Annotated in this window: 21 protein-coding genes; 9 read left to right on the top strand and 12 right to left on the bottom strand. The window is 73.1% G+C overall.

Annotated features, from left to right (window positions below; all coding sequences use genetic code 11):
- Window positions 1-83: 83 nt before the first annotated feature.
- Window positions 84-536, bottom strand: a complete 453-nt coding sequence (locus tag AC07CM_RS33260; protein WP_478880190.1) for a hypothetical protein — start codon at window positions 534-536, stop codon at window positions 84-86.
- Between the two features lie 283 nt (window positions 537-819).
- Between AC07CM_RS33260 and treY the strand changes: the two genes are divergently transcribed.
- Together treY and AC07CM_RS33270 are read left to right on the top strand one after the other, a co-directional pair.
- Complete coding sequence (gene treY, locus AC07CM_RS33265) at window positions 820-3,192, top strand: malto-oligosyltrehalose synthase (protein ID WP_478880191.1); 2,373 nt, start codon at window positions 820-822, stop codon at window positions 3,190-3,192.
- A 181-nt stretch (window positions 3,193-3,373) separates the two neighbouring features.
- Complete coding sequence (locus tag AC07CM_RS33270) at window positions 3,374-4,624, top strand: M14 family zinc carboxypeptidase (RefSeq protein ID WP_478880192.1); 1,251 nt, start codon at window positions 3,374-3,376, stop codon at window positions 4,622-4,624.
- A 33-nt stretch (window positions 4,625-4,657) separates the two neighbouring features.
- Here AC07CM_RS33270 and AC07CM_RS33275 read toward each other — a convergent pair whose 3' ends face one another.
- Together AC07CM_RS33275 and AC07CM_RS33280 are read right to left on the bottom strand one after the other, a co-directional pair.
- Window positions 4,658-5,074 carry an SSI family serine proteinase inhibitor gene (locus tag AC07CM_RS33275; protein WP_478880193.1) on the bottom strand — a complete coding sequence of 139 codons (417 nt, stop codon included), beginning with the start codon at window positions 5,072-5,074 and terminating at the stop codon, window positions 4,658-4,660.
- Between the two features lie 103 nt (window positions 5,075-5,177).
- Window positions 5,178-5,729, bottom strand: coding sequence for an FHA domain-containing protein (locus AC07CM_RS33280; RefSeq protein ID WP_478880194.1), 552 nt, complete (start codon window positions 5,727-5,729; stop codon window positions 5,178-5,180).
- A gap of 175 nt (window positions 5,730-5,904) precedes the next feature.
- Between AC07CM_RS33280 and treZ the strand changes: the two genes are divergently transcribed.
- Window positions 5,905-7,650, top strand: coding sequence for a malto-oligosyltrehalose trehalohydrolase (gene treZ, locus AC07CM_RS33285; protein WP_478880195.1), 1,746 nt, complete (start codon window positions 5,905-5,907; stop codon window positions 7,648-7,650).
- Window positions 7,651-7,706: 56 nt separating this feature from the next.
- On the opposite strand, the gene AC07CM_RS33290 is transcribed toward treZ, so the two are convergent.
- The 5 genes from AC07CM_RS33290 to cyc2 form a co-directional block, all read right to left on the bottom strand.
- On the bottom strand, window positions 7,707-8,651 hold the full coding sequence (locus AC07CM_RS33290) for an aminoglycoside phosphotransferase family protein (RefSeq protein ID WP_478880196.1): 945 nt from the start codon (window positions 8,649-8,651) through the stop codon (window positions 7,707-7,709).
- 53 nt (window positions 8,652-8,704) lie between these two features.
- Window positions 8,705-9,832, bottom strand: a complete 1,128-nt coding sequence (locus AC07CM_RS33295; protein WP_478880197.1) for an aminopeptidase P family protein — start codon at window positions 9,830-9,832, stop codon at window positions 8,705-8,707.
- Between the two features lie 200 nt (window positions 9,833-10,032).
- Window positions 10,033-10,611 carry a PDZ domain-containing protein gene (locus tag AC07CM_RS33300; RefSeq protein ID WP_478880198.1) on the bottom strand — a complete coding sequence of 193 codons (579 nt, stop codon included), beginning with the start codon at window positions 10,609-10,611 and terminating at the stop codon, window positions 10,033-10,035.
- Window positions 10,612-10,747: 136 nt separating this feature from the next.
- Entirely contained in the window at window positions 10,748-11,152 is a 405-nt protein-coding gene (locus AC07CM_RS33305; protein ID WP_478880289.1) for a hypothetical protein, read from the bottom strand.
- A gap of 41 nt (window positions 11,153-11,193) precedes the next feature.
- Window positions 11,194-13,356, bottom strand: a complete 2,163-nt coding sequence (cyc2, locus tag AC07CM_RS33310; RefSeq protein WP_478880199.1) for a germacradienol/geosmin synthase Cyc2 — start codon at window positions 13,354-13,356, stop codon at window positions 11,194-11,196.
- Window positions 13,357-13,543: 187 nt separating this feature from the next.
- Here cyc2 and AC07CM_RS33315 point away from each other — a divergent pair, with 187 nt between their 5' ends.
- Window positions 13,544-14,335, top strand: a complete 792-nt coding sequence (locus tag AC07CM_RS33315; protein WP_478880200.1) for an alpha/beta fold hydrolase — start codon at window positions 13,544-13,546, stop codon at window positions 14,333-14,335.
- On the top strand, window positions 14,332-15,594 hold the full coding sequence (locus tag AC07CM_RS33320; protein ID WP_478880201.1) for a cytochrome P450: 1,263 nt from the start codon (window positions 14,332-14,334) through the stop codon (window positions 15,592-15,594). Before AC07CM_RS33315 ends, AC07CM_RS33320 begins: the two co-directional genes overlap by 4 nt.
- On the opposite strand, the gene AC07CM_RS33325 is transcribed toward AC07CM_RS33320, so the two are convergent.
- Both AC07CM_RS33325 and AC07CM_RS33330 read right to left on the bottom strand, forming a co-directional pair.
- The gene (locus AC07CM_RS33325; RefSeq protein WP_478880202.1) at window positions 15,571-16,770 is read right to left on the bottom strand and encodes a damage-control phosphatase ARMT1 family protein; all 1,200 of its coding nucleotides are present in this window, start codon (window positions 16,768-16,770) and stop codon (window positions 15,571-15,573) included. The two genes, AC07CM_RS33320 and AC07CM_RS33325, sit on opposite strands and share 24 nt — an antisense overlap.
- Before the next feature lie 22 nt (window positions 16,771-16,792).
- On the bottom strand, window positions 16,793-17,440 hold the full coding sequence (locus AC07CM_RS33330; protein WP_478880203.1) for a ScbR family autoregulator-binding transcription factor: 648 nt from the start codon (window positions 17,438-17,440) through the stop codon (window positions 16,793-16,795).
- A 434-nt stretch (window positions 17,441-17,874) separates the two neighbouring features.
- On the opposite strand from AC07CM_RS33330, the gene AC07CM_RS33335 reads away from it, so the two are divergent.
- Window positions 17,875-18,792 carry a lytic polysaccharide monooxygenase gene (locus tag AC07CM_RS33335; protein ID WP_478880204.1) on the top strand — a complete coding sequence of 306 codons (918 nt, stop codon included), beginning with the start codon at window positions 17,875-17,877 and terminating at the stop codon, window positions 18,790-18,792.
- 18 nt (window positions 18,793-18,810) lie between these two features.
- Here AC07CM_RS33335 and AC07CM_RS33340 read toward each other — a convergent pair whose 3' ends face one another.
- Window positions 18,811-19,464, bottom strand: coding sequence for a Tat pathway signal sequence domain protein (locus AC07CM_RS33340; RefSeq protein ID WP_478880205.1), 654 nt, complete (start codon window positions 19,462-19,464; stop codon window positions 18,811-18,813).
- Between the two features lie 763 nt (window positions 19,465-20,227).
- Here AC07CM_RS33340 and AC07CM_RS33345 point away from each other — a divergent pair.
- Window positions 20,228-20,926 carry a DUF6230 family protein gene (locus tag AC07CM_RS33345; protein WP_478880206.1) on the top strand — a complete coding sequence of 233 codons (699 nt, stop codon included), beginning with the start codon at window positions 20,228-20,230 and terminating at the stop codon, window positions 20,924-20,926.
- Between the two features lie 4 nt (window positions 20,927-20,930).
- A complete protein-coding gene (locus AC07CM_RS33350; protein ID WP_478880207.1) occupies window positions 20,931-21,380 on the top strand; it encodes a DUF6114 domain-containing protein in 450 nt (149 codons plus the stop codon).
- On the opposite strand, the gene AC07CM_RS33355 is transcribed toward AC07CM_RS33350, so the two are convergent.
- Window positions 21,268-21,750, bottom strand: a complete 483-nt coding sequence (locus tag AC07CM_RS33355) for a CPCC family cysteine-rich protein (protein ID WP_478880208.1) — start codon at window positions 21,748-21,750, stop codon at window positions 21,268-21,270. The two genes, AC07CM_RS33350 and AC07CM_RS33355, sit on opposite strands and share 113 nt — an antisense overlap.
- A gap of 314 nt (window positions 21,751-22,064) precedes the next feature.
- Between AC07CM_RS33355 and AC07CM_RS33360 the strand changes: the two genes are divergently transcribed.
- A complete protein-coding gene (locus AC07CM_RS33360; RefSeq protein WP_478880209.1) occupies window positions 22,065-23,666 on the top strand; it encodes a TROVE domain-containing protein in 1,602 nt (533 codons plus the stop codon).
- The last annotated feature ends 49 nt before the right edge of the window (window positions 23,667-23,715 follow it).

The raw sequence follows: 23,715 nt of genomic DNA on the forward strand, positions 1-23,715 counted from the left end.
GTCCGGACGAGCGCACCGAGTGAGCGGCACACCGCCGTGGCCCAGCCGCGACGGGGCCGCATCTCCGGTCCGGAGGAGCGGCGCTACCTTCTGTCCGGACCGGCCTCCTGGCGGGGCCGTGCGTCGCGCACCCGCGCGCGTCGGGCGGGTTCGGCCGGTGACCGGTACGCCGTCGGGCGTGCCGTCAGCCCGACGGCGCAGGCGAGCACGACCGCCGTGCTCGCCGCCGCGAACGCGGCCGTGCTCTCGAAGGAGAGCGCGCCGCCGACGACGGGCTCGGGGGCGCCCGCGCGGCGGACGAGGGCGACCAGGCGGGTGCGGGCCAGCGGGCCGACGAGCGGCACGGTGGCACCGGCCGCGGCCCCCAGGACGGCCGGCGCGGCCGTGGACAGGCCGGCGAGGGCACCGGTGACCAGGGCCGGCCACGGCGAACGCGTCGGCGAGCGAGAACGCGAGGACGACCGTCTGCTGGCCGTGCCGGTCCGCGAGCCGCCCCACCAGCGGGCCGCAGGCCACCTGGCCGAGGGCGAGCGCACCGCCGGTCAGGCCGGCGGCGGCCGGCGAACCGCTCGTGCGGGCGACGAGCAGCACGCTGCCGAACTGGATGGTGGCGGTCGGCAGCCGTCCCAGGAACGACAGGCACGGCAGCAGCGGCCCGGTCAGGCCGATCACCTCGCGATACGTGCCCAGCGCGCCGCGTCGTCCATGCCGTGTCCGGGACCGCTCATGTGTTCCCATCGCTCGAAGCCAGACACGCGTGCGTGGGTCCGTGCAGGGGTCGATGACACGAAAGACGGCGGGCTGGGTACGTAGCTTTCCATGACTTCTGCGCGACCCGGACCGGAGGTGCCCACGGCCACCTACCGGCTGCAACTCCAGCCCGCGTTCCCGTTCGCCGCCGCCGCCGCGGCCGTACCGTATCTGGCGTCGCTCGGCGTCTCGCACCTGCACCTCTCCCCCGTCCTGGAGGCCGTCCCCGGCTCCATGCACGGCTACGACGTGGTGGACCACGCGCGCGTGCGCGAGGAACTGGGCGGTGAGGAGGGCCTGCGCGCGCTGGCGGACACCGCGCGGGAGCACGGCCTGGGTCTGGTGGTGGACATCGTGCCGAACCACATGGCCATGGTGCCCCGCCACAACCGCGCCCTGTGGGAGGTGCTCCGCGAGGGGCCGGAGTCGCCCTACGCACGCTGGTTCGACATCGACTGGGAGGCGCAGGGCGGCCGCGTGCTGCTGCCCGTGCTCGGTGGCCCGGTCGGGGCGGAACTGGACCACCTCGTGGTCGACGGAGACGTGCTGCGCCACCACGACCACGCCTTCCCGCTCCGCGCGGGCACCGAGAACCTGCCGCTGCCCCTGCTGCTGGACGCCCAGTGGTACCGCCCGGTGTGGTGGCGGCTGGCCCGAACCGAGCTGAACTACCGTCGTTTCTTCAGCATCTCCGAACTGATCGGGCTGCGCGTGGAGGACCCGGAGGTGTTCGACGCCACCCACGCCAAGGTCCTCCAGCTGCTGCGCGAGGGCGTGGTCGACGGGCTGCGGATCGACCATCCCGACGGTCTCGCGGATCCCGACGGCTACCTGGAGCGGCTGCACGCGGCGACCGGCGGGCGCTGGACCGTCGTGGAGAAGATCCTCGCCGACGGCGAGCGCCTGCCCTCCTCCTGGCCCGTCGCGGGCACCACGGGCTACGACGCCCTGCGCCAGGTCGACGGCGTGTTCACGGACCGCACCGGGGCGTACGAACTGCTCGGACGGTACCGGGCGTTCGCGGCGCCGCAGACGGACCGGGGCGGCAACTGGGACGCCACCGCGCGGCGGGCCGCCTACAAGGTGCTCACGCACGAGCTGGCCACCGAGACCGACCGGCTCACCCGGGTGGCCGCCCGGCTGTGCGCCGCCGCCCCGGACCTCTCGCTGCGCGACCGGGCGCCCTGGGCGCTGCGCACCGCTCTGGAGGAGTTGCTGGTCCGGTTGCCGGTGTACCGGCCGTACGCCTCCGGTGACGCGTCCGCCGTCGTCACCGAGGCGGCCGCCGGGGAGGCCCGGCTGGCCTTCGTGGTGCCCGAGGAGGCCGACGCCGTCGACATCGTGCGCCGGCTGCTGGTCGAGGAGCCGGGCGACGGGTCGGCACCGGACCACGCCGACAAGGTGGAGTTCCGGACCCGGTTCGCGCAGACCGCGGCAGCGCTGCGCGCCAAGGCCGTGGAGGACACGGCGTTCTACCGCTATGTGCCGCTGCTGTCGGCGGCCGAGGTGGGCGGCGATCCGGGCGCGCCCGGGGTGGCCCCGGAGGACTTCCACGCGTACTGCGCGCGCGTGCAGCGCGACTGGCCGCTCACCGGCACGGTCGTCTCCACCCACGACACCAAGCGCAGCGCCGATGTGCGCGCGGCGCTGGCCGTGCTCACCGAATGCCCGGACCGCTGGGCCGGGTTGCTCGCCGAAGTGACCCTTCCCGAGGAGGGCGTGCCGGACGGGCAGCTGGCCTGGGCCGCCTGGCAGACGGTGTTCGGGCTGGGGCCGGCGGAGGAGGAACGGATCCAGGGGGCGCTGCTGAAGCATGTGCGCGAGGCGGGCATGTACACGAGCTGGACGGAGCAGGAGCCGCCGTACGAGGAGGCGGTGGCGGCCTTCGTCGCGGCCGGGCCGTGCGGTCCGCCCGGCGAGCGCGTGGCCGCCTTCCGCAAGGCGCTGGAGCCGCACATCCGGGCGAACGTCCTGGGCACCGCGCTGGTCCAGCTGACGATGCCGGGGGTGCCGGACGTGTACCAGGGCACGGAGAGCGAGTACCGGGCGCTGGTGGACCCGGACAACCGGCGGCCGGTGTCGTTCCCCGCCGCGGCGCCCGGCGAGAAGGACGCCCTGACGGCGGCGGCGCTGCGGCTGCGCGCCCGGCGGCCCGGCGCCTTCGGCGCGTCGGCGACGTACGACCCGCTCACCGCGGACGGGCCGGCTGCGGAGCACTGTGTGGCGTTCGCGCGCTCCGGCGAGGTGGTCACGGCGGTGACCCGGCTGTCGCTGCGGCTGGCGGAGTCCGGCGGCTGGCGGGAGACGGGGCTGGAGCTGCCGCCCGGGCGGTGGGCGGACGTGCTGACCCCGGGCCGGGAGTTCACCGGGCACGCACGCGTGGCGGACCTGTTCGAGCGGCTGCCGGTGGCGCTGCTGGAGCGGACCGGGTCCGAGGAGTGACGCGGCCCGCCCTGCTCGCGGGACGTGGCCCGCATCGGCAGTGAGCGCACGGAGCGCAGCGCTTGCGGCGGCCACCGGTGTGTGCGTCCGGGCGCCCCCTGGAGCCTCCCCCGCCGGATGCTTGACAGTTCACCCACGCCGTGCGGCACTTGGAGGGCGAAGCAGGGCGGACAAATCGGGGGTGAGTCTCCTGCCGGAGCAGCGCTACCCCAGCGTTCCCGAACTGGTTGCCACCGCAAGGGCGCTGGCCGCTCGGGAACCGGGGCTGTGTTCGCTCAGACAGGTGGGCGTCTCACGGGCCGGCCGGCCCCTGCACCTGCTTTCGGTGGGGCACGCCGGCCGGGCGGTGCTGGTGGTGGCGGGCGCCCACGCCAACGAACCCGCGGGCGGCTCCACCCTCCGCGTGCTTGCCGAACGGGTGTCGGCCGAGCGGGAGTTGCGGAGCGGTACCTCCTGGCACTTCCTGCTGTGCGCGGACCCGGACGGCGCGAGCCTGCACGTGACCCCGGCGCCGCGCAGCCTGCTCGACTACCACCTCGGCTTCTACCGGCCGACGGGCGCGGAGCAGCCGGAGTGGTCGCCGGCGGTGCTTCCGCCGGACCGGCTGCCGCCCGAGACCCGGGCGCTCACCGGGGTGATCGACGAGCTGCGCCCCTATCTGCAGGTGACGCTGCACGGCACCGACCTGGGCGGCAGCTGGGTTCAGTTGACGAAGGACGTGCCGGGACTCGCCGAGCCGTTCGCCAAGTCGGCGGCGCAGCTGCACATTCCGGTGGAGACGGGCGCCGCGGACGCCGCGGGCTGGCCGGCCTCGGGACCCGGGGTGCATGTGATGCCGGGCCCGGGGACCGGCGTCGCCTACCCGAGCCTGCCGGACGACGCACGGCACAGCACCTGGTACCACCCGCACCGCTACGGCGGTCTGACCGCGGTGGTGGAGGTGCCGATGTGGGCCAGCGACCTGGTGGACGACCCGGCGCCGCACCCGGCGCCGGCGGCGGCGATGCGGCGCCTGGCACAGCGGCTGCTGCGGGACGCGCTGGAGGTGGAGCGGGTGCTCGCCGGGTCGCTGCCCCGGCTGGAGGGCGCGGACGGGCCGCTGCTGCGGGCCGCGCGGTGGGCGCTGGAGCTGATACCGGGCCTGGCGCAGGACTGGATCCACACGCCGCCGGCCGGCACGACGATGGCGTACGTCGGCAGCGTGGACGCATTCGGGCGGCGGCTGCCGCTGCGGGCGGCGGCGATGCTGCTGCGGGTGCTGCAGGAGACGGACGACCGGGCGGCACCCGGACTCGAACAGCTCGTCGCCTCCTGGTGCGCGGCCTTCGCGGAGCGTTTCCGGGCCCGCTGGGTGCCGTTGGAGCACCAGGTGGAGCACCAGTCCCGGACGGTCCTGGTGGCGGCCCAGCAGGCGCGGGAACAGGCGGCGTGAGGCCTTCCCGCCCCGCGCCCGCGGGGAGCCGGGTCAGCGGTCCAGGGCGAAGACCGAGCCTGTGCGCACGCTCATGACGCACCGGCTGGAGTACGTCTCCTGGTACACGACCGGCCGTCCCTTCCACTGCCCGCGCGCGTGGACGGTCACGGGGGCGTAGATCATCGGGCAGAAGACGTCCTTGTCGTGCGGGATGCGGGCGATGTCACCGCCGGCGGCCGCGAGTTCGGCGCACGCCTCGGCCGCGTGCGGGTGGCCCAGCGGCGGCTCGCACAGCAGCAGCGTGCCCCGCGTGGTGCCGGAGCCGGCTTCGCCGCGGGTGACGGTGAGGTAGAGCCAGGAGCCTGGAAGCCTGTCCCGGGGAGCCGCCTGGGCCGGGCCCGCGGCAAGGAGTCCGGCGGCGGCCAGCAGGGCGCCGGCGGCCGCTGTCGCTCGGTTGATGTACGTCATTCCCGATGCATCGGCACGACGGGCCGCCTTCCCCACCCCGGCTCACCCGAACGGGACCGCCGGGGCGTACGGCCGTGCGCCGGTACGCCCGTGCGGGCGTGTCTCAGCGGGTGGCCAGCCGGAAGGCGATCCGCCCGAAGCCGACCTGGTCGCCCTCGCGAACCACGACGGCGCCGACCACCCGGCGGCCGTTGACCGTGGTCCCGTTGGTGGAGCCGAGGTCCCTGAGGATCCACAGGCCGCCCTGGCGGCGGAGTTCGGCGTGCACGCGGGAGACCGTCTCGTGGTTCAGGCGCAGCCCGTTCGCCGGGTCGCGGCCTATGCGCAGCGGATGGCCGCCCGCCGCCTGCGGGAGCAGCAGCTTGGGCAGCCGCTCGGCCTGCCAGGCCCGGCGCAGCCGCACGGTGAACCCGGAGACGGCTTCGACGGTGCCGAGGACCGCCCGGGAGAAACGGTTCTCGCGGGGCAGGTCGGCGGTGAGGGCGGCGAGTTCGTCGGCGCGGCGCGCGGCGAGGGCCAGTTCCATGCGGCGCACGAAGGTGTCGTGCGACAGCCGGCCCATGGCGACGCCGTCTCGCAGCACCTGCAGCGCCTTGTCGCGCTCCGCGTCGGACAGCCGCGCGGGATAGGTGGGAAACTCGAAGGACGACGTCACGCTGGTGATTGTCGGGTCTGTGAACCCCCGGTGTCCAGAAACGGGGAAAACGGTGCCCATGGCCGCGTACTTCCACGACACCCGCCGGGAAAGGACGGATTCGAAAGCGGATTGATCGCTTTCGCGGCACCATGGACGGACTACATCACGGTGAGCAGACGAAGGGGAACCGTCCGTGCAGTTCGAGGTGTGGGCACCGCAGGCAGACCGAGTGACGCTCCATTGCGACGGCGCCACGCGCGCGTTGGAACGTGTTCCGGAGCGCGCCGGCTGGTGGACGGGGGAGGCCGAGGCACGGGACGGCTCGCGGTACGGATTCGCGCTGGACGACGGTCCGGTGCTGCCGGACCCGCGCTCGCGCCGCCAGCCGGACGGTCCCGACGGCCCGAGCGCGGTCGTCGACCACGGGCGGTACGCATGGCGTACCGCGTGGACGGGGCGGGAGCTGCCGGGAGCGGTGCTCTACGAGCTGCACGTGGGCACGTTCACCCACGAGGGCACCTTGGACGCCGCCGCCGGGCGTCTCGAGCATCTGGTGGAACTGGGTGTCACACACGTGGAGTTGATGCCGCTCTGCCCCTTCCCGGGGCGGCACGGGTGGGGGTACGAGGGGGTGTCGCCGTGGGCCGTGCACGAGCCGTACGGCGGCCCCGAGGCGCTGAAGCGGTTCGTGGACCGCGCGCATGGACTCGGCCTGGGTGTCGTGCTGGACGTCGTGCACAACCACTTGGGCCCGTCGGGCAACTATCTGCCGCTGTTCGGGCCGTACTTCACGGACACGCACCACACGCCGTGGGGCGCCGCGGTGAACCTGGACGCGCCCGGTTCGGACGAGGTGCGCGCGTTTCTTCTGGGCAGCGCGCTGGCCTGGCTGCGGGACTACCGGATCGACGGGCTGCGCCTGGACGCGGTGCACGCGCTGCACGACACGCGTGCGTGCCACTTCCTGGAGGAGCTCTCGGCGGCCGTGGACGGCCTGGCGGGCGAACTCGGCCGCCCGCTGTTCCTGATCGCCGAGTCCGACCTGAACGACCCGCGGATCATCACCCCGCGCGCGGAGAACGGCCTCGGGGCGCACGCGCAGTGGAACGACGACTTCCACCACTGCGTCCACAGCGCGCTGTCCGGCGAGTCCCAGGGCTACTACGCCGACTTCGCGCGGGCCCCCCTCGCCGCGCTCGCCAAGACGCTCACCGGCGGCTACTTCCACGACGGCACCTACTCGGCCTTCCGGGGCCGTGGTCACGGCCGGCCGCTGGACCGGGCCCGGGTGGGCGGGCACCGGCTGCTGGGCTACAGCCAGACCCACGACCAGGTCGGCAACCGCGCACAGGGCGACCGTCTCTCGGCCCTGCTCTCCCCCGGTCTGCTGGCCTGCGCGGCCGCACTCACCCTGACCGCGCCGTTCACGCCGATGCTGTTCATGGGCGAGGAGTGGGCGGCCGGCACGCCCTGGCAGTTCTTCACCGACCACACGGACCCGGAGCTGGCCGAGGCGGTACGGCGGGGCAGGCGGCGGGAGTTCGCGCAGCACGGGTGGGCCGAGGAGGACGTACCGGACCCGCAGGACCCGGCGACCAGGGACCGGTCCTGCCTGGACTGGTCGGAGCCGGAACGGGAGCCCCACGCGCGCGTGCTGGACTGGTACCGGCGGCTGATCGCACTGCGCCGGGAACAGCCGGACCTCACCGATCCCGACCTGGCCGACACGAAGGTCGCCCATGACGAGGAGGGTCGCTGGCTGGCGTTCCGGCGCGGGGACGTGCGGGTGGCGGTGAACCTGGGGAAGGAGCCGGCGGCGATCCCGCTGGGCACCCGCCCGGCGCAGGTCCTCGCGGCCTGGGACCCGGTGGAGGCCCCCGGTCCGGACGGATTGCTGCAGGTGCCCGGGGAGTCGTGCGTGGTGCTGGTCCAGCCCTGATCGACGTCCGGGCGAACCCTGGTTTCGTCCAGCCCTGAGCGACGCCTGGACGAACCCTAGGGCTCCGTCTCGTCGTCCTTGAACTCGGTCACCCGCTCCAGCAGGATCGGCTCCCAGACCCGCCGCAGCTGGACCCGCAGCAGGGGCAGGGAGCCGGTGGCGCGGCCTTCGAGGTGGTCGGCGAGGCGGATGACGGTGTCGCAGCGGGCGAGCCACAGACCGCGCAGGCAGGGGCGGGCGCCGTAGCCGGCCAGGGTGGCGGCGCGCACGGCCGCCGGGGAGCCGACGGCGACGGCGAGCCCGGCGATGTCCTCGGCGGGGTCCCCGAGGGCCGCCTCGGTCCAGTCCAGTACGCCCCGCACCCGCCCGTCGGCACTGACCACCACGTGCTCGCCGGTGAGGCCGTGGTGGGTGAGGACGGCGGTGCCGGTCTGCGCGGCGAGCTGCGCGGCACCGGGCGGGGTGAGCTGGTGCAGCCGGGCGGCGTCGAACTCGTCGGCGGCGGCGAGCCGTTCGGCCGAGTGCACGGCCATCCGGCGCAGCGCCTCCAGGGAGCGCGGGGCGGTGCGCGGCACGCCGAGCGTCTCGACCTGCCGGACGGGCACGTCGCGCAGCCCGCCGAGCAGCCCCGCGAGGTCGGCCTCGCCGACGGCGGAGACGTCGTGCTCGTCGGCGGTGCCGCCGGGCACCAAGGTGTCGAGGGTGTAGGCGAGGCCGGGCGCCCAGTCGCCGTGGGCGACGCTGGTGGGGACGGCGACGGGCACGTGCGGGCGGACCAGGTCGCGCAGGCGCAGTTCCCGGCGGCGCCGGGCCGAGGCGTCGCGGTCGGGGGCGAGGCGCAGCACATGGCGGGTGCCGACCCACCAGGTGTGCTCCCGGCCCTCGGCGACGGGCCGGACGTCGGGTCCCTCGGTGCCGTTCGCGGTCCCCTTGCTCTCCTTGAGCAGCGAACGGACCAGTCTGCGGACGGTGTCCGCGGTGGGTGTCGGTGCCTGGGTCATGGGTCGCGTGCAGCCGTTCCGGGAGGTCGTCGAGGGTGTGTCTCCTGGTCCTGTCAGTCCACTATGACCATCTCACGGGTGGTGTCGTTGAGGCGGCGGCCACCGTCCGGGGTCACCGTGACGATGTCCTCGATGCGCACCCCGAAGCGGCCGGGCAGGTAGATGCCGGGTTCCACGGAGAAGCACATGCCGGGCACCAGGGGCTGCTCCTCGCCCTCGATCATGTACGGCGGCTCGTGCGTGGTGACGCCGATGCCGTGCCCGGTGCGGTGGATGAAGTACTCGCCGTAGCCCGCCTCGGTGATCACCGCGCGGGCGGCGCGGTCGACCTCCTGACAGGCCACGCCCGGCCGCACGGCCCGGAAACCGGCCTCCTGTGCGGCGCGCACGATGTCGTGGACGGTGCGCTCCTCCTCGGTCGGCTCGCCCACGTGGACCGTGCGGGTGGTGTCGGAGCCGTACCCGTCCTTGAGACCGCCGAAGTCGAGGACGACCATGTCGCCCCGCTGGATGACGCGGTCGCCGACCTCGTGGTGCGGGTTGGCGCCGTTGGGGCCCGAGCCGACGATGGTGAAGTCCACCTGGGAGTGCCCGAAGCGGCGCAGCAGGTCGGCGAGGTCGTGGCCGACGTCGGACTCGCGGCGCCCGGCGAAGGGAACCTTCCGGATCTCCTCGAACGTCGCGTCGGCAGCCGCTCCGGCGGCTGCCAGGAGTTCCAGTTCGGCAGCGTCCTTGACGGCGCGCAGCATGGGCAGGGCGTCGGTGAGGGAGGCGTAGGTGCTGTCGGGCAGGGTGCGCTGCAGGCCCAGCAGGTGCATCGCCCAGGTGTTGTCGCTGATGACGAAGCGCCCGCGGTCGTCGAGGAGGGCGGCGGTGACGGCGTAGGGGTCCTTGCCGTCGGTCCAGTCGCGCAGGGTGAGTGCGGACGCGCCGACCGCGTGCTCGGCGTCCGGCGCCTCCAGGGTGGGCACGACGAGCACGGGGTCGCGGTCGGGGGTGAGGACCAGCACGGTGAGCCGTTCGGTGACCGCGGTGGGCGTGTAGCCGGTCAGCCACACCATGTCCGGTCCCGGGGCCACGAGCAGTCCCGCGAGGCCGGCGTCGGCGGCGGAGCGCGCGGCACGCTCCATACGGGCCCCGTAGTCGTCGGCGGTGAAGGGCGCGGGCGTACTACCGGTCATCCGGGCCTCCGAGCGCGGTCGAGGGTGCGAAGCGGTCTCGGGCAGCATCCTGCCCGGCCGGGCAGGGCGGCGCGAGCCGGTCGCGGGGTCCCACGGGCGGGGACCGCCGGGAGGAGGCGCGGCATGGGGCCATCATGGCGCGTGGGGCGGGGTGCGACCAACGGGTTTCCGGATCCCGTGGGACGGCTTCCCGGATCCTCTCAGGTCACCACGCCCGGAACGACCGTCAGCTGCTGGTAGCCGCCGCTGCGGTGGCGCACGGTGAGGGTCACCCCGGTTCCGGGGCGGGCGTGGGCGACGGCTCGGGCCAGGTCGGCGGCCGTGTCGACGCGGGCGCCGCCGAACTGCAGCAGGACGTCGCCGCGGACCAGGCCCGCCGTGTAGCCGGGGCCGGGCACGTGGACGCCCACCACCAGGGCGCCGGGCTTCCCCGCGTCCACGGCCTCCACGCCCAGGGTGGCGCCGGCCGGAGCCTCGGCGGGGCCGCCCTGCGAGGCGGAGGGAGCGGGGTGGGCCGAGGGGCCTGGCGGTGGGACCTGGCCTCGCAGTTCGGCCAGCCTGCTCATGCCGATCACCGTGGCGCCGACCGTGCCGAGGCCTACCCCGCAGAGCACCAGGACGGTGCCGGTGAACAGCCCGACCAGCACGGTCCTGATCCGACGGCCGCGCCGGCGCGCGGCGTGCGGACGCCGGACGGTGTCGGTCGTGCTGCTCTCTCCCCGTTTCTCCCCCCGTTCCTGACCGGGCATCGGCTTGGGACGCAACGCAGTCTGTTCCATGGTTCGCTCGCCTCCGGCAGGTGGTCTACCCGGGGCGCCGGTCCACGACGAGACACGAACGAGTGAGACTGGCCGAAGGGTGGCGGAGGGTAGTCATGGCCGTGGGGGCACCGCGCACCGTGGACGCCCGCGACCGTCAGCCCGCGCGGACCAGCCTTCGCACCACCTCGGCCGCCGCTCCGCCGGGCGCACCGCCGTGCACGAGTTCCGTGCGGTGGACGACCCGCGGTGCGCCGAGCGGTACGGCGACCGTGCCCGGGACGCCTGTCGCCGTCGAGCGGGGCAGCAGCGTGAGGCCGTGGCCCGCGGCGGTGAGTGCGGTGAGGGTGCGTGGATCAGTGCCCTCGTAGCGCAGGCAGGGGCGGAAGGCGCCGCCGCCGTCGGCGGTGCGCAGGTGGGCGAGCGGCAGGGCCGCGTCGAGCCACCGGGCGTCGGCGAGGTCGGCGAGGCACAGGCCATCCTGTTCCAGCCGGAGCTGTCCGGAGACGGCTCGCGCCCGCACCCCGTCGTACGGGCACTGGCGCGAGCCGCGGTCGAGCACGCGGCGGCCGGGACGGCTCAGCCCGTGTGACCCTCGCCCCCTCAGCGCGGGGAGAGCGCCGGCGCGGCGGGCGCACGGTCGGGCAGGAAGCCGTGGGTACGGCGGGCGAGGTACGCGGCCTTGTAGCGGTCGACCTCCCGGTGCCAGTGCAGGATGCCCGCCAGCCAGTTCTGCAGATCCAGGACATAGCCGTCCATGGCCGCGCGTGCCTCCGCGGACAGCTGGAAGTCGTCGTAGAGGACGGGCAGTTCGTGTGCGATCACGTGCTCGAACTGCCGCATGCGCTGGGTCGTCAGGTCGTGGACGACGCCGAGGGCGGTCGGATGGTCGACGCCGAAGAAGTTCTGCACGACGAGGACGGCGTTGTGGATCTCGCCCTCGTACTCGATCTCCTTCTGGTACGAGAAGACGTCGTTGACGAGGCAGGCGTAGTCGACGGCCGCGTTCTCCAGGGAGCGCACCGGACCGCTGAGGTACACCTCGGCCGCGACCGCGGGTCCACGGCCCATGCGGCACAGGCTCAGGGTGAGGTCGGAGCCGAAGGTCGAGCGCCGCATCTCCAGGTGGTCGACCGGGTCGGGGACGCGGTTCTGCAGCTGGTTGGACAGCTCCCACACCCAGCTCTCGGTCATCCTGTCCACGGCCGCCTTCAGGGTGCGCCGCTGTTCGACGGTCATCTCCGCCGTCGTACGCGTCCACAGGTCGATCAGCCCGCGCTCCATGGCGCTGCCCGGGACCAGGGCCGGCGCGCCCTCCACGGCCATGCACTCGGAGAGCCGGGCCGTGGTCAGGCGGGCGGCGGCCAGGTCCCGGCGGTGCCCGTGGACCAGGGGGTAGTAGTCGTCGCCGTACGTGCCCCAGGCGAGCCACTGCGCGCTGAGGTCGAGGGCCTCGGGGGTGGCGTCCGGGTCCAGGCCCGCGGAGCAGAGGGCGAGGTCGCAGGCGGCGAGCTTGTCCTCGTCCCAGACGCCCTCCCTGAGGATGCCCATGCGGTGCGACCAGGTGACGAGGTTGCGGCGTGCGGCGTCGAGGTGCGGGCTCAACTCGAGGGCGAACGGCATGTGGAAGTCGGGCAGCCGGGACGGGCCGACCTTCTGGAACGGCAGGTGGGAGTAGGCGCGCAGACGTTCGGCGGCGGCCGAGGCGAGCAGGGCGCCGACGTCGGCGGCGGAGGTGCCGGGGCCGCTTCGAAGCTGCCAGGGCGAGCCGGAGCGCGCGCCCTCGTTCATGTAGCGGCTGGAGCGCAGGTGCCACTCGTGGCCGCCGGACTGCCAGTCCTGGAGTCCCTTGGTGTAGGCGGCCACCGCGGCGACCTCGTCGTGCCGCAGCCCCTTCTCCAGGGCGACGGCGGGCACTTCGGTGAGGGCGGTGTGCTCGAACTGGTGCAGGCGCGAGGTGAGGATGTCGTTGACGGTCTCGGCGGCCTCCTGGGTGGTGCAGCCGAAGAACGTCTCCAGCACGAGCACGCCGTTGCTGTTCTCACCCTCGTCCTCGACCTCCCGCTGGTACGAGAAGAGGTCGTTGCGCAGGTGGACCGCGTCGGAGAACGTCTCCATGAGCACCCGGAGCGGCCGGGTCCCGGCGACGGCGGCGGGCACCTCGGCGGTCGCGTACTCCACGAGCCCCGCCGACCAGGGGGCGCCGCCGACCTTGCGGCGCATCTCGATGTACTCGACCGGGTTGGCGATCCGCCCCTCGTTGATGTTGGACAGCTCCCACATGGACTCGTTGAGCAGGTGCTCGGTGGCGACGGAGAAGCGCCGGCGCCAGTCGGGGGACATCGACGGCACCGTGCGCGCCCACAGGTCGGCGAGGCCCGCCTCGACCGGGTTCTCCGGCTTCGGCACGGGGGTCGTGGGGTCCAACGGCATGAACAGCGGCAGACGGTCCAGGTGGGCCTTGCCGGCGGCGCGGTCCGGGGTGCGCTTGTACATGTCCAGGAAGTGGTCGTCGAAGAAGAACACCCAGACGTACCAGTCGGTGATCAGTGAGAGCGCAGGTCCGTCGCAGTCGGGGTGGGTGTACGCGCACAGGAGCCCGTAGTCGTGCGCCTCCAGGTCGGCCTGCTCCCAGATCCCGGAGCCCTCCAGCATGCCCATCTCGCGCGCCCACGCCGTCGAGTGGGCACGCGCCCCGTCGACATGGGGGTTGAGCCGCGCGGGATACGGCATGTAGAAGTGCGGGAGTTCGAACGGCTGCGTCATGGCCGGGCCCTACCCGGGGTCCGGAGGGGCCATCCGCCGCGCGGTTCATGATCACACCATCGCGTGAATCACGTCGAAACGGCGAACTTCCCCGGCACTCCGTGGCGTTGATACAACACCAGGGCGCCCGTGGGTATGCCCCGTACGCACCCTTGCCGAGCCCCCGCCCGGGGGCCACGGTAGGCGCATGACCTCCTTCGTGCTGCCCCATGAGGTGCACGGCGACGGCGCCCACAAGGTGTTCGCCGTGCACGGCTGGTTCGCCGACCGGTCCGCCTACGCGGCCGTCCTGCCGGATCTCGACCGCACCGCCCTCACCTACGCGCTGGTCGACCTGCGCGGCTACGGCGAGGCACGGGACGCCGTGGGCTCGTACACGACGACCGAGGCGGCCGTGGACCTGGTGGAGCTGGCCGACCGGCTGGGCTGGGAGCGGTTCTCGGTGATAGGGCACTCCATGGGCGGCGCGGTGGCACAGCGGCTGCTGTCCGTCGCCCCGCACCGGCTGCGCCGGATCGTCGGTGTCTCCCCCGTGCCCGCCTCGGGGCTGCCGCTGCCCGGCGAGCAGGGCGTGCTGTTCGCGGACGCCGCGCACAGGCCGGAGAACCGGCGCGCGATCATCGACTTCACCACCGGTGGCCACCGTCCCGCGGCCTGGCTCGACCGGATGGTGGACCGCTCGCTGGAGCGCAGCGACGCGAAGGCCTTCCGTGCCTGGCTCGACTCCTGGGCGGGGGACGACTTCCGCGCGGACGTCGAGGGCTCGGAGGTGCCCGCGCTGGCGGTGGCCGGGGAACTCGATCCGGCGCTGTCCCCGGCGCTGCTGCGGGAGACCTGGATGTCCTGGTATCCGCGCGGCCGGCTCGCCGTCCTGCCGTGCGCCGGGCACTACGCCATGGACGAGACCCCGTTGGAGCTGATCCGCACGGTGGAGGACTTCCTGCGGGCGGAGACCGCCGACGAGGGCGAGCCGGCGTGAGCGTACGCGAGGCGCCATCGGTGCCGGACGTCTTCGACCCGCGCCGGTACGCGGCCGGGGTGCCGTACGCCGACTACCGGGTGCTGCGCGACCACCACCCGGTGGTGCGGCAGGAAGAGCCCGAGGTGCTGGGCTGGCCGGCCGGGCCCGGCTTCTGGGCGGTGACCCGGCACGCCGACGTGGTGCGCGTGCTCAAGGACTCGGCGACGTACTCCTCGTACATCGGGGCGACCCAGATCCGCGACCCCGACCCCGACGATCTGCCGTTCATCCGGCGGATGATGCTCAATCAGGACCCACCGGGGCACGGCCGGTTGCGGCGTCTGGTGAGCCGTGCGTTCACTCCGGGGCGCGTCGACCGGTTCGCGGCCGTCGCGCGCGAGCGGGCCCGCACCCTGCTCGCCCGGGCGCTGGACGAGGCCCGGTCGGGCGACGGCACGATCGATGTGGTGGCCGCCGTCACCGACGAGTACGCCCTGCTCAATCTGGCGGATCTGCTGGGTGTGCCGGAGAGCGACCGGCGGCTGCTGCTGCACTGGACGCAGCGGGTCATCGGCTACCAGGACCCCGACGAGGCCGGTGCTCCGGTGCTGGACGAGGCGGGCAAGCCGGTGAACCCGCGTTCCCCCGCGATGCTGCGGGACATGTTCGACTACGCCCGGCAGCTGGCCGCGTACAAACGCAGGTATCCCGCGGACGACATCCTCACGACGCTGGCCCACGACGCGGAACTCGCCGGCGTCGAACTGGAGATGTTCTTCTTCCTGCTCACCGTCGCCGGCAACGACACCGTGCGCGGCGCGGCCCCGGGCGGGCTGCTGGCCCTGGCCGAGCATCCGCGGGCGTACGAGCTGCTGCGCGCCGGGAAGGTCGGAGTCGCTTCCGCGGTGGAGGAGTTGCTGCGCTGGCATCCGCCCGTACTGACCTTCCGCCGGACGGCCGCCGAGGACACCGAGCTGGCGGGCCGCAGGATCCGGGCGGGCGACAAGGTCGTGGTGTTCCACGCCTCGGCCAACCGTGACGAGCGGGTCTTCGCCGAACCCGACCGGCTGGACCTCGCCCGCACTCCCAACCCGCACGTGTCGTTCGGGGACGGCCCTCATGTGTGCCTGGGTGCCCATTTCGCCCGGCTGCAACTGCGGTTGCTCCACGAGGAGATGCTGCGTGCACTGCCCGGTCCGCGCCTCGCCGGACCGCCCGGGCGGCTCGTGTCCAACTTCATCAACGGCCTCAAATCACTGCCTCTGCACCTGACGTGAGGCGTTGACCTGGATCAGCGCGTGCGTGCCGCCGGTGCGCCAGCGCCGGCCCTCCGCGGCGACCAGGGCGGTCTCGGTGGCGGCGGTCAGGCCGATGATCACGTCGGACTTCAGGGTGCGCAGGGCGGCGACCGGGCCGGGGAAGTACGCGGTGACCTCGTGGAAGGGGGTGGTGGGCGGCCACAGCCGGTCGCCCACCAGGCGGCGGTAGTTGAGGTCTCCCTTGACCAAGGTCAGCGCGGCCGCGGCGAACTCCGCACGCAGGTCGTCCGGCTGGTCGGCATACGGCAGCGGGGCGCAGGAGAAGGGGTGGGCACGTACCGTGAGGCGGCCGTCGGCCATGGCCGTCCAGAGCACGCGTCCGTACCCGGCGGCCGCGCCCGGCGCCGCGACGAGGCGCCGCAGCGCGTCGACCACGTCGGCGGTGGTGGCGTCGGAGACGTAGTACGGGTACGGCTTGACGTGCAGGACCGCCCGGCCGATCCGCCCCTCGGTGAGGAGATGGGCGATCAGGAGCAGGTCGGGGACGAGTTCGCGGCCCGCGTTGTCCGCGACGAGGACGAGCGTGCCCGTACCGGAGGGCGGCAGCAGCGACCACAGGGTCTCGCTGTCGTCGGCGACCAGTGCGGGAACCGGTTCCGCGGCCTCGGCACCCTCGGCGGACAGGCGGAAGCCGAGGTCGGCGCGGTTGCCCCAGAGCGAGCCGTGCAGCAGGGCGAGGGCCCGCTCCCGCTCCGGCCGGTCCTGGAGCGCGTCGAGCGCGGCCAGCTCCTCACCGGTCTCCGGGGCGTCGAGCTCGGCACGCTTGAACGGGCGGAAGGGGTCGATGCCCTGCCAGGCGCCCGGGCCGAAGTAGCCGACGGCGTCGAGCAGCCGGCGGTAGAAGTAGCTCTCGGACCACAGCCACGGCACGTCGAACCAGGAGCGCCCGGCTCGGTCGTCCAGCCCCCAGGCGCGCCACAGCTCCCGGTCACCCGCGTCCTCGGGCAACGGCTCGATCACGCCCCCGGTGCAGCTCTCCAGCAGCTCGTCCAGCGCGCGGTGCTGCCCGGGACCGTACGGGAAGGCCTCCCGCACCTGCTGGATGATCGCGGGGTGCCGCTCGGCCAGCACGCTGTGCGGGAACGAGCCGGGTTCGTCGCCGAGGATCACGGGCGCGGAGGGGGTGTCGGGCATGCCCGTCACCGTATCGCGCGGTTCAGCAGGTTCTGATCTCCCGCTCCAGCTGCGTGGCGAGGGCCAGATAGCGGGGGCGGCGGTGCACCGGCACCAGGCCCCGGACCATCAGATGCCACATCTCGGCGACCCTGCGGGGCAGCCGTCCGACAGGTTCGAGCGAGCGGCCGGCGACCCGGGTGCCGACGAAGAAGCAGACGAGGGAGTGGGCGACGACACCGGCGTCGGTCTCGGGATGCACATCGGCCTCCTTGACGGCACCGCCGAACTTACGAGTGGCGAATTCCAGCCACTCGTTGAACGGGTGCCTCAACGGCGGCCGTACCACGACGTCCGCGGTGGCGAGGCGCAGTCCGGCGCGCGGCACCGGGTCGTCCACGGCCAGCCGGGCGACGGCGAACGTGGCGCGCATCAGAGCCTCGAGCGAGGAGTAGCCCCGACCCTCGACGTCCGCCACCGCCTGCTGTGACGCCTTGGCCTGGAGTTCCAGGATGGCGTGCGCCAGGTCCTCCTTGGCGGCGAAGTGGAAGTACAGCGCCCCCTTGGTGACCTGCGCGTGGCCGACGATGTCGCTCAGGCTGGTGGACTCGTAGCCCTGCCGGTCGAACAGATCGGCGGCGGCCGTGATGATCGTCGTCCGGGTCTGCTCAGCGCGTAACTGCCTCGCCATCGGCTCACCCCTCCTCGCCGCTCTTCCGAACGGGACACGCGGTTTGTTTTGACCCCACGCATACGATAACTCACCGGGCAGCAAAGAGAGTCGGGGGGTCGGACAGGGAAATCCGAGGCCCGTCGCGCGCCCGTGCGAGAGATCCCCGGGACCTGACGTTTCGCAAACGGATGGCGTCACAACGCACGCCCTCTCCCGCACAGAAACGTTTCCGGAAGCCAAGAAGGAACAATCGCCCGGCCGTTGGCACTCCGACGCGAGGCATCCGGCACACTGAGCGGGCGCGGCACGGGGGCGCTGTTCAAAACCGCCTGACCGGTCCGTGCCCCGCACCGGATCCGCAGAGGGGTGCCGAGCGGGTGAACGCGGAGGGCATGTGGCCCGTACTGAACGCGGCAGACCCCGTTCCCGCGCCTGCCGAGGAGACGTCCCGGATGACTCGGACGACCGCCCGCCTGATCGTGACGGCGGCCGCTGCGGCGGCCCCGCTCCTGCTCCTGCCGTGGACGGCGGGGCCCGCCCAGGCGCACGGCGCCCCCACGGACCCGGTGAGCAGGGTGTACGCCTGCTCCCCCGAGGGCGGCAGCGCGAACCGGTCGGCCGCCTGCAGGTCGGCGATCGCCGCGAACGGCGCCCCCTTCACCGCGTGGGACAACCTGCGCGTGGCCGACGTGGCGGGCCGGGACCGGCAGGTGATCCCGGACGGCAGGCTGTGCAGCGGAAACCTGCCCGCCTACCGGGGGCTCGACCTGGCCCGGCGGGACTGGCCGGCGACGAAGCTGACCCCGGGCGGGCGGCTGACGATGACGTACGCCTCGACGATCGCGCACACGGGTACGTTCCGGCTTTACCTCACCAAGCCCGGCTACGACCCGGCCAGGCCGCTGAACTGGTCCGACCTGCCCACCCGCCCCTTCGCGCAGGTCACGGACCCGCCGCTGACGAACGGGGCGTACCACATCCGGGCGACCCTGCCGACGGACCGTACGGGCCGTCAGGTGCTGTACACGATCTGGCAGAACAGCAGCACGCCGGACACGTACTACTCGTGCTCCGACGTGGTGTTCCCGGAAGCGGCCGCGGCCAGGCCCGCGAAGACGGCGGCCGCCTCGCACGCGCCGGCGAGTGCGCGGCCCGCGCGGACGGCGACCGCGCGGCCTTCGGCGGCGAGTCCGGCCACCGCCGAGAAGAAGGGGACTTCGGCGGAAACGGCTCCGGGTGACAGCACGCCGGTGGCCGAGACCACCCGCGCGGACGCGGGTCCCTCGGCCCCCCTGCTGGCGGGCGGCGCCGCCGCGGTGCTGTTGCTCACCGGGGGCGCCGCCTTCGTGCTGCGTCTACGCCGACGCTGAAGTTCTCCTGCCTGCGAGTCAGTTGACGTAGAGCCGGGCGCCCGCGTCGGTCACGGGGGCGTACTTGGCGGTGAAGTAGCCACTGGCGAAGCACAGCGACGAACCGGAGCTCTTGGTGAACTGCTGGTTGGTGAAGGTGATGCTGCTGTCGCTGTTGTCGGCCTTCCCGGTCAGGCTCGGCGCCTGGTAGACGCAGGTGATGGTGCCCAGCAGGGTGCGCAGCTTCACCGTGGTCTGGATGGTGGAACCGCTGGCCGGCAGGACGGTGAGGGTGCCGTCGGAGGCGACCGTCGCGGTGTAGGGCAGGTTGTCGACCGTGATGCCGCTGACGCCGAGCACACCGGTGACGTTGCTGGTGCAGCTGCTGCTGTCGAAGGTGTGCCCGGTGACCGACTCGGTGGCCGTGCCGGGGGCCGTCGGGTTGCCCGTGACCGCGGCGGTGAACTGCGACGACGTACAGGTGACTCCACTGGTACCGGTCGCGCTGGAGTAGAGCGTGGCCGAGGTACCGGCGGCCAGCGGCGCGGTCAGCGTGTCGCCGACCGCGGCGGCGGTGCCGCCGACGCCGCCCGTCGTCAGGACGGCGGTTCCGTCCGCGGAGGCGGGTACGGCGACGGCGACGGTGAGCGCGGTGACGGTTCCGGCGAGGGCGAGGAGGGAGCGCGTACGCATGCGGGTGCCTCTCTTCTGGGGTGGGGGGGCAACGTGAGTGGGGGGTGGCGAGGTGGGGGTGCTCGCGTGTGCGTGTGTGGGGGTCAGGGATGACGGCGTGGGGGGGGCGTGTGGGGGTGGCGGTAATAGGGGGGCGGCCGTGTGGGGGGGCAGGAAGGTGTGCGTGTGGGGCGATTACGCAGGGCGCGGCACCGGGCGGGGGTGCCGCCGTCGCCGGTCCGTAACGCCTTCTCCGTACGTGGCGGACCGGCGACGGGGCCGGCCGGGCACCGGCCGAAGGCCTCGGGGGAAGACCTCCGGCCGGGCCGGTCAGGGGGCGGCCGGGCACGGACCGAGGGGGGAAGCGAACCGTGCCGGTGCCGCACTGGTGGCGGAGCGGTTACCGAGAAAGGCCGGGAGACGCGGCCGATGCCGCTCGGCTGGATCCGGCGCCACGGATCCGAGGAAGCCAGGCAGAGTTGTAGACCTGATCAACCGTCAACGTCAATACGTGACAAGGGAGTTGCTGCTCAACGCGACTCCCCTGACACCGCTTCCCGACCGGGTTCGCCGACGTGCACGCACATCCAACACCCTTTTTTCACAACTCCCTTGACCCCCCAAAGTAACCGGCGGTAACTTCCTCGAAGGCTACTGCCGCGTAACGAGAAAGCCCTTGCATCCGCCGGGAGTGCGAGGAGGCGTCCGCGGCAGCCGCTGTCCGCGCCAGGACACCGCGCCACTGAAGCCCAATCCGCATTGATCTATGCCCATGGGAGCAGACATGGCCTCGTCCCCGGACCTCTCGTCCGCCGACAACACACCCGAGAACCGGGAAAGCGATTCCCCTTCCGAAGCTCCGGCCGCGTCCGGGACCGCCACCGGCGGTGGGAGACGGGGCCGGGTCCGGCTGCGCAGGGCCGCGGTCATGGCGGTGCCCGCCACCCTGGTCGCCGCGGGCCTCGCGATCCTCACCGCGGAGGGGGCGCTCGGTGTGCAGTTCGCGATCTCGGGCATGCCGTTCACGGTCACGGCGACGGAACTCAACGGCACCGGTTTCGAGCAGTTCGGCGGGCTCGACAACATGGCGGACGGCAGCCCGAACGCCGGTGACACCGGCGGCCAGGTCCTCGTCGTCACCTCCGCGATCAAGAACGCCACGCTCACCAAGCTGTGCCAGAGCGTGGACCTCGGCGGCACCAACCTGCTCATCACCGCGGGTGGTGGCGATCAGAAGGTGAAGGCGAGCGACCTCACCACCGACTCGACCGAACTGTCGGGTGACGCCGCGTTCGACAACATCGAGATCGGCAACGACGCGAGCACGCTCAGCAAGGCGAACGCGAAGGGCCCGATCGGCGTCTTCAGCCAGCAGGCCGACACCGTCCACATCGGCAACCTGCGGCAGACCAACTACGCCACTACTGCTGGCGTGTTCAAGCTGCCGGGGCTCAGGCTCCGCTTCAGCGACTCGGGTTGCTGACCCGATGCCGGAGCGTCCAGGTCAGGGACTGAGGCCCGCCTTCCGCGGATGGCGGGCCCGCCGGCCGTTCTGGGGCGGGCTGCTGCTGGCCCTCGGCGGCGGCGAGATCCTGCTCACCGAGAAGGCCTCGCTGAAGGTCGTGATGCACATCGGCATGCAGGGCCTGGCCGGCTATCTGCTGCCGACGCTCATGGTCCTGCTGGGTCTGCTGATCCTCTTCAACCCCGGCCAGCGCCTCTTCTACTCCCTCACCGGCATCCTGGTCTCCCTGGGCACCTGGCTCACCTCGAACCTGGGTGGCTTCTTCATCGGCCTCCTCCTGGGCGCCACCGGCAGCTGCCTCACCTTCGGCTGGCTGCCCGACCAGGAACCCCGGATGAGCCGCCGCGGGCGCCGCGAACAGGCGCGGGCCGCGGCGCAGGCCCTGACAGAAGAGTCGGGCGAACCGGCCTGAGGAGGCCTGACAACGAAATCCAGCGGTGCCGGACGCTGCCCTGGTCGGCCAAGTCCGGCACCCGACGGCGCGCTTCGGACAACCACAGCCCCTCCCCGCCGCGCGTCATGGACTCGTCGCACGCCTCGGCCACTTCCTCCAAGTGGTCCAACCGGGCCTGCGTCAGGCTCAGCCGGCCGTTGGGCCCGCCCCGGACGACATGTGCGTCCACGTCATCCTGCCCGTCGTCCTCCCAGCCGCACTCCGGGCAGATCTCGAAGTTCGCCCGCTCCTCCAGCGTCCGCTGGAAGCAGCAGGGGCACGCGATGAGCTCGTTCGTGGGGGCATTCGAGGGACCGGTGGACGGTTCTCCAGAGGTCATGGCTGACATCGTTCCGCTCCGTGAAGTGCTCCACAAGAAGCGGCCCAGGCGCCTGCCGGCCCGGTAAATGCCGGCCCCCCTGCGTTAATTCGCTGGTGTGCGGCCCACTGGCACTTGTACGTTGGCGTCGCGACCGCGCCTCCGATGCGCTCGGCTGCGGCTACTTCCTTCTGACAACCAAGTGACGCCGCCGCCCCTTTGATCTCGGCAGGCGCGGGCGTCTTCGCCCCGTCGGACCTTTTGGCCGGGGCCGTCCGATCCTTTGAATCCGGGGGGATTCGCTGCCTCGTCACACCCCACGCGTCTCCAAGATCTGGTCCGAGATGCTCGTGGCCCCGCACGTCTCGGCGGCCGCCCGCTCCCTGCCCCCACCACGGCTCCGTCACGGGTCCGCCAGGCCGGACCTCCGCACCTACGAGGGCGGCCCGGCCTTCGTCCGGGAGCCCCGCGAGGAGCTCTTCCTCCTTGCTGTCGGCAACTTCGTCTCCCAGCGGACCTTTTACGAGACCGGTGAGGAGCGGGACGACCGGTACGCCCGTCTCGTCGGTGAACTCGCCCTCCAGGACCCCGTGTGGACGGCCGGCCTGCTGCGCTGGCTTCGCGGCGAGGGCAACATGCGCACGGCGTCCCTGGTGGGCGCCGCCGCATACGTGCACGCCCGGCTCGAGGCCGGGGAGTCCGGAGGCCCGTCCAACCGGTCCGTGGTCGACTCGGTGCTCCAGCGCGCCGACGAGCCCGGCGAACTGCTCGCACACTGGATCTCGGTGCACGGCCGGAAGGTGCCGCAGCCCGTGAAGCGGGGCATCGCCGACGGCGTACGCCGGCTGTACACGTCCCGGTCCCTGCTCAAGTACGACACCGCGTCCAAGGGCTTCCGCTTCGGCGACGTGCTCAACCTGGTGCACGCCTCCCCCGCCCCTGACAAGCCCTGGCAGGGTGCGCTCTTCCGGCACGCCCTGGACCGCCGCCACCACCCGGAGCAGGCGGTTCCGCCGGCCTCCGACCACCTGCTGACCGCCCACCGGGCGCTGATGGAGTCGGCTGCGGACGAGCGGCGGGCGGTGGTGACCGGGCCGGACGGCTCCGGGCTGCTGACCGCGGCAGGCATGACGTGGGAGGCCCTGGCGGGCTGGCTCCACGGACCGATGGACGCCGCTGTCTGGGAAGCGGTGATCCCCACGATGGCGCCGATGGCGCTCCTGCGGAACCTACGGAACTTCGACGAGGCGGGGGTCTCGGACGAAGTCGCGGCCCGGGTCGCCGCACGGCTCGCGGACGCCTCCGAGGTCGCCCGGTCCCGGCAGTTCCCCTTCCGCTACCTGGCCGCCCACCAGCACGCGCCGTCACAGCGCTGGGCGACAGCGCTGGAACGGGCACTGGGCCACTCCCTGGCCAACGTACCGCCACTGCCCGGCCGGACTCTGATCCTGGTGGACCGGTCCGACTCCATGTTCTGGGACACCGTCTCCGAGCGGTCCCAGCTGACTCGGGCGGACGCGGCGGCCGTGTTCGGTGCCGCGCTGGCCATGCGTGCCGAGCAGGCGGACCTGGTGGAGTTCGGCTGGAACAGCGCGGAGGTGCCGTTCGAGCCGGGCGAGCCGGTGCTCGAGGTGCTGAAACGGTTCCACCGTCTCGGAGGCACCCACACCACGAAGGCGGTGCGGACCCATTACCGGAAGCACGACCGGGTCCTGATCGTCACCGACGAGCAGGCCGCCCCCCACGGCCCCGGCGGGCCGGCCGAACCGGTCCCGGCCGACATCCCCGTCTACACCTGGAACCTGGCGGGGTACCGGCCCGCCCACGGCCCAACGGGCCCGCACCGGCACACCTTCGGCGGCCTCACGGACGCCGCGTTCCGGATGGTCGGCCTCATCGAGGCCGGCCGCGAGGCCGTTTGGCCGTGGACCGCCGAGTCGGCCTGATCCGTGCAGGCACGACCCGGGCCTCTGCTTTCGGATCACTCTCACGGGT

The organism is Streptomyces sp. NPDC044061 (assembly GCF_056434305.1).

Coding starts and splice junctions, on each gene's coding strand:
- treY (WP_478880191.1), top strand. CDS start 820: ATGACTTCTGCGCGACCCGGACCGGAGGTGCCCACGGCCACCTACCGG.
- AC07CM_RS33275 (WP_478880193.1), bottom strand. CDS start 5,074: ATGACGTACATCAACCGAGCGACAGCGGCCGCCGGCGCCCTGCTGGCC.
- AC07CM_RS33290 (WP_478880196.1), bottom strand. CDS start 8,651: ATGACCCAGGCACCGACACCCACCGCGGACACCGTCCGCAGACTGGTC.
- AC07CM_RS33295 (WP_478880197.1), bottom strand. CDS start 9,832: ATGACCGGTAGTACGCCCGCGCCCTTCACCGCCGACGACTACGGGGCC.
- AC07CM_RS33300 (WP_478880198.1), bottom strand. CDS start 10,611: ATGGAACAGACTGCGTTGCGTCCCAAGCCGATGCCCGGTCAGGAACGG.
- cyc2 (WP_478880199.1), bottom strand. CDS start 13,356: ATGACGCAGCCGTTCGAACTCCCGCACTTCTACATGCCGTATCCCGCG.
- AC07CM_RS33315 (WP_478880200.1), top strand. CDS start 13,544: ATGACCTCCTTCGTGCTGCCCCATGAGGTGCACGGCGACGGCGCCCAC.
- AC07CM_RS33325 (WP_478880202.1), bottom strand. CDS start 16,770: ATGCCCGACACCCCCTCCGCGCCCGTGATCCTCGGCGACGAACCCGGC.
- AC07CM_RS33330 (WP_478880203.1), bottom strand. CDS start 17,440: ATGGCGAGGCAGTTACGCGCTGAGCAGACCCGGACGACGATCATCACG.
- AC07CM_RS33335 (WP_478880204.1), top strand. CDS start 17,875: ATGACTCGGACGACCGCCCGCCTGATCGTGACGGCGGCCGCTGCGGCG.
- AC07CM_RS33340 (WP_478880205.1), bottom strand. CDS start 19,464: ATGCGTACGCGCTCCCTCCTCGCCCTCGCCGGAACCGTCACCGCGCTC.
- AC07CM_RS33345 (WP_478880206.1), top strand. CDS start 20,228: ATGGCCTCGTCCCCGGACCTCTCGTCCGCCGACAACACACCCGAGAAC.
- AC07CM_RS33350 (WP_478880207.1), top strand. CDS start 20,931: ATGCCGGAGCGTCCAGGTCAGGGACTGAGGCCCGCCTTCCGCGGATGG.
- AC07CM_RS33355 (WP_478880208.1), bottom strand. CDS start 21,750: ATGTCAGCCATGACCTCTGGAGAACCGTCCACCGGTCCCTCGAATGCC.
- AC07CM_RS33360 (WP_478880209.1), top strand. CDS start 22,065: ATGCTCGTGGCCCCGCACGTCTCGGCGGCCGCCCGCTCCCTGCCCCCA.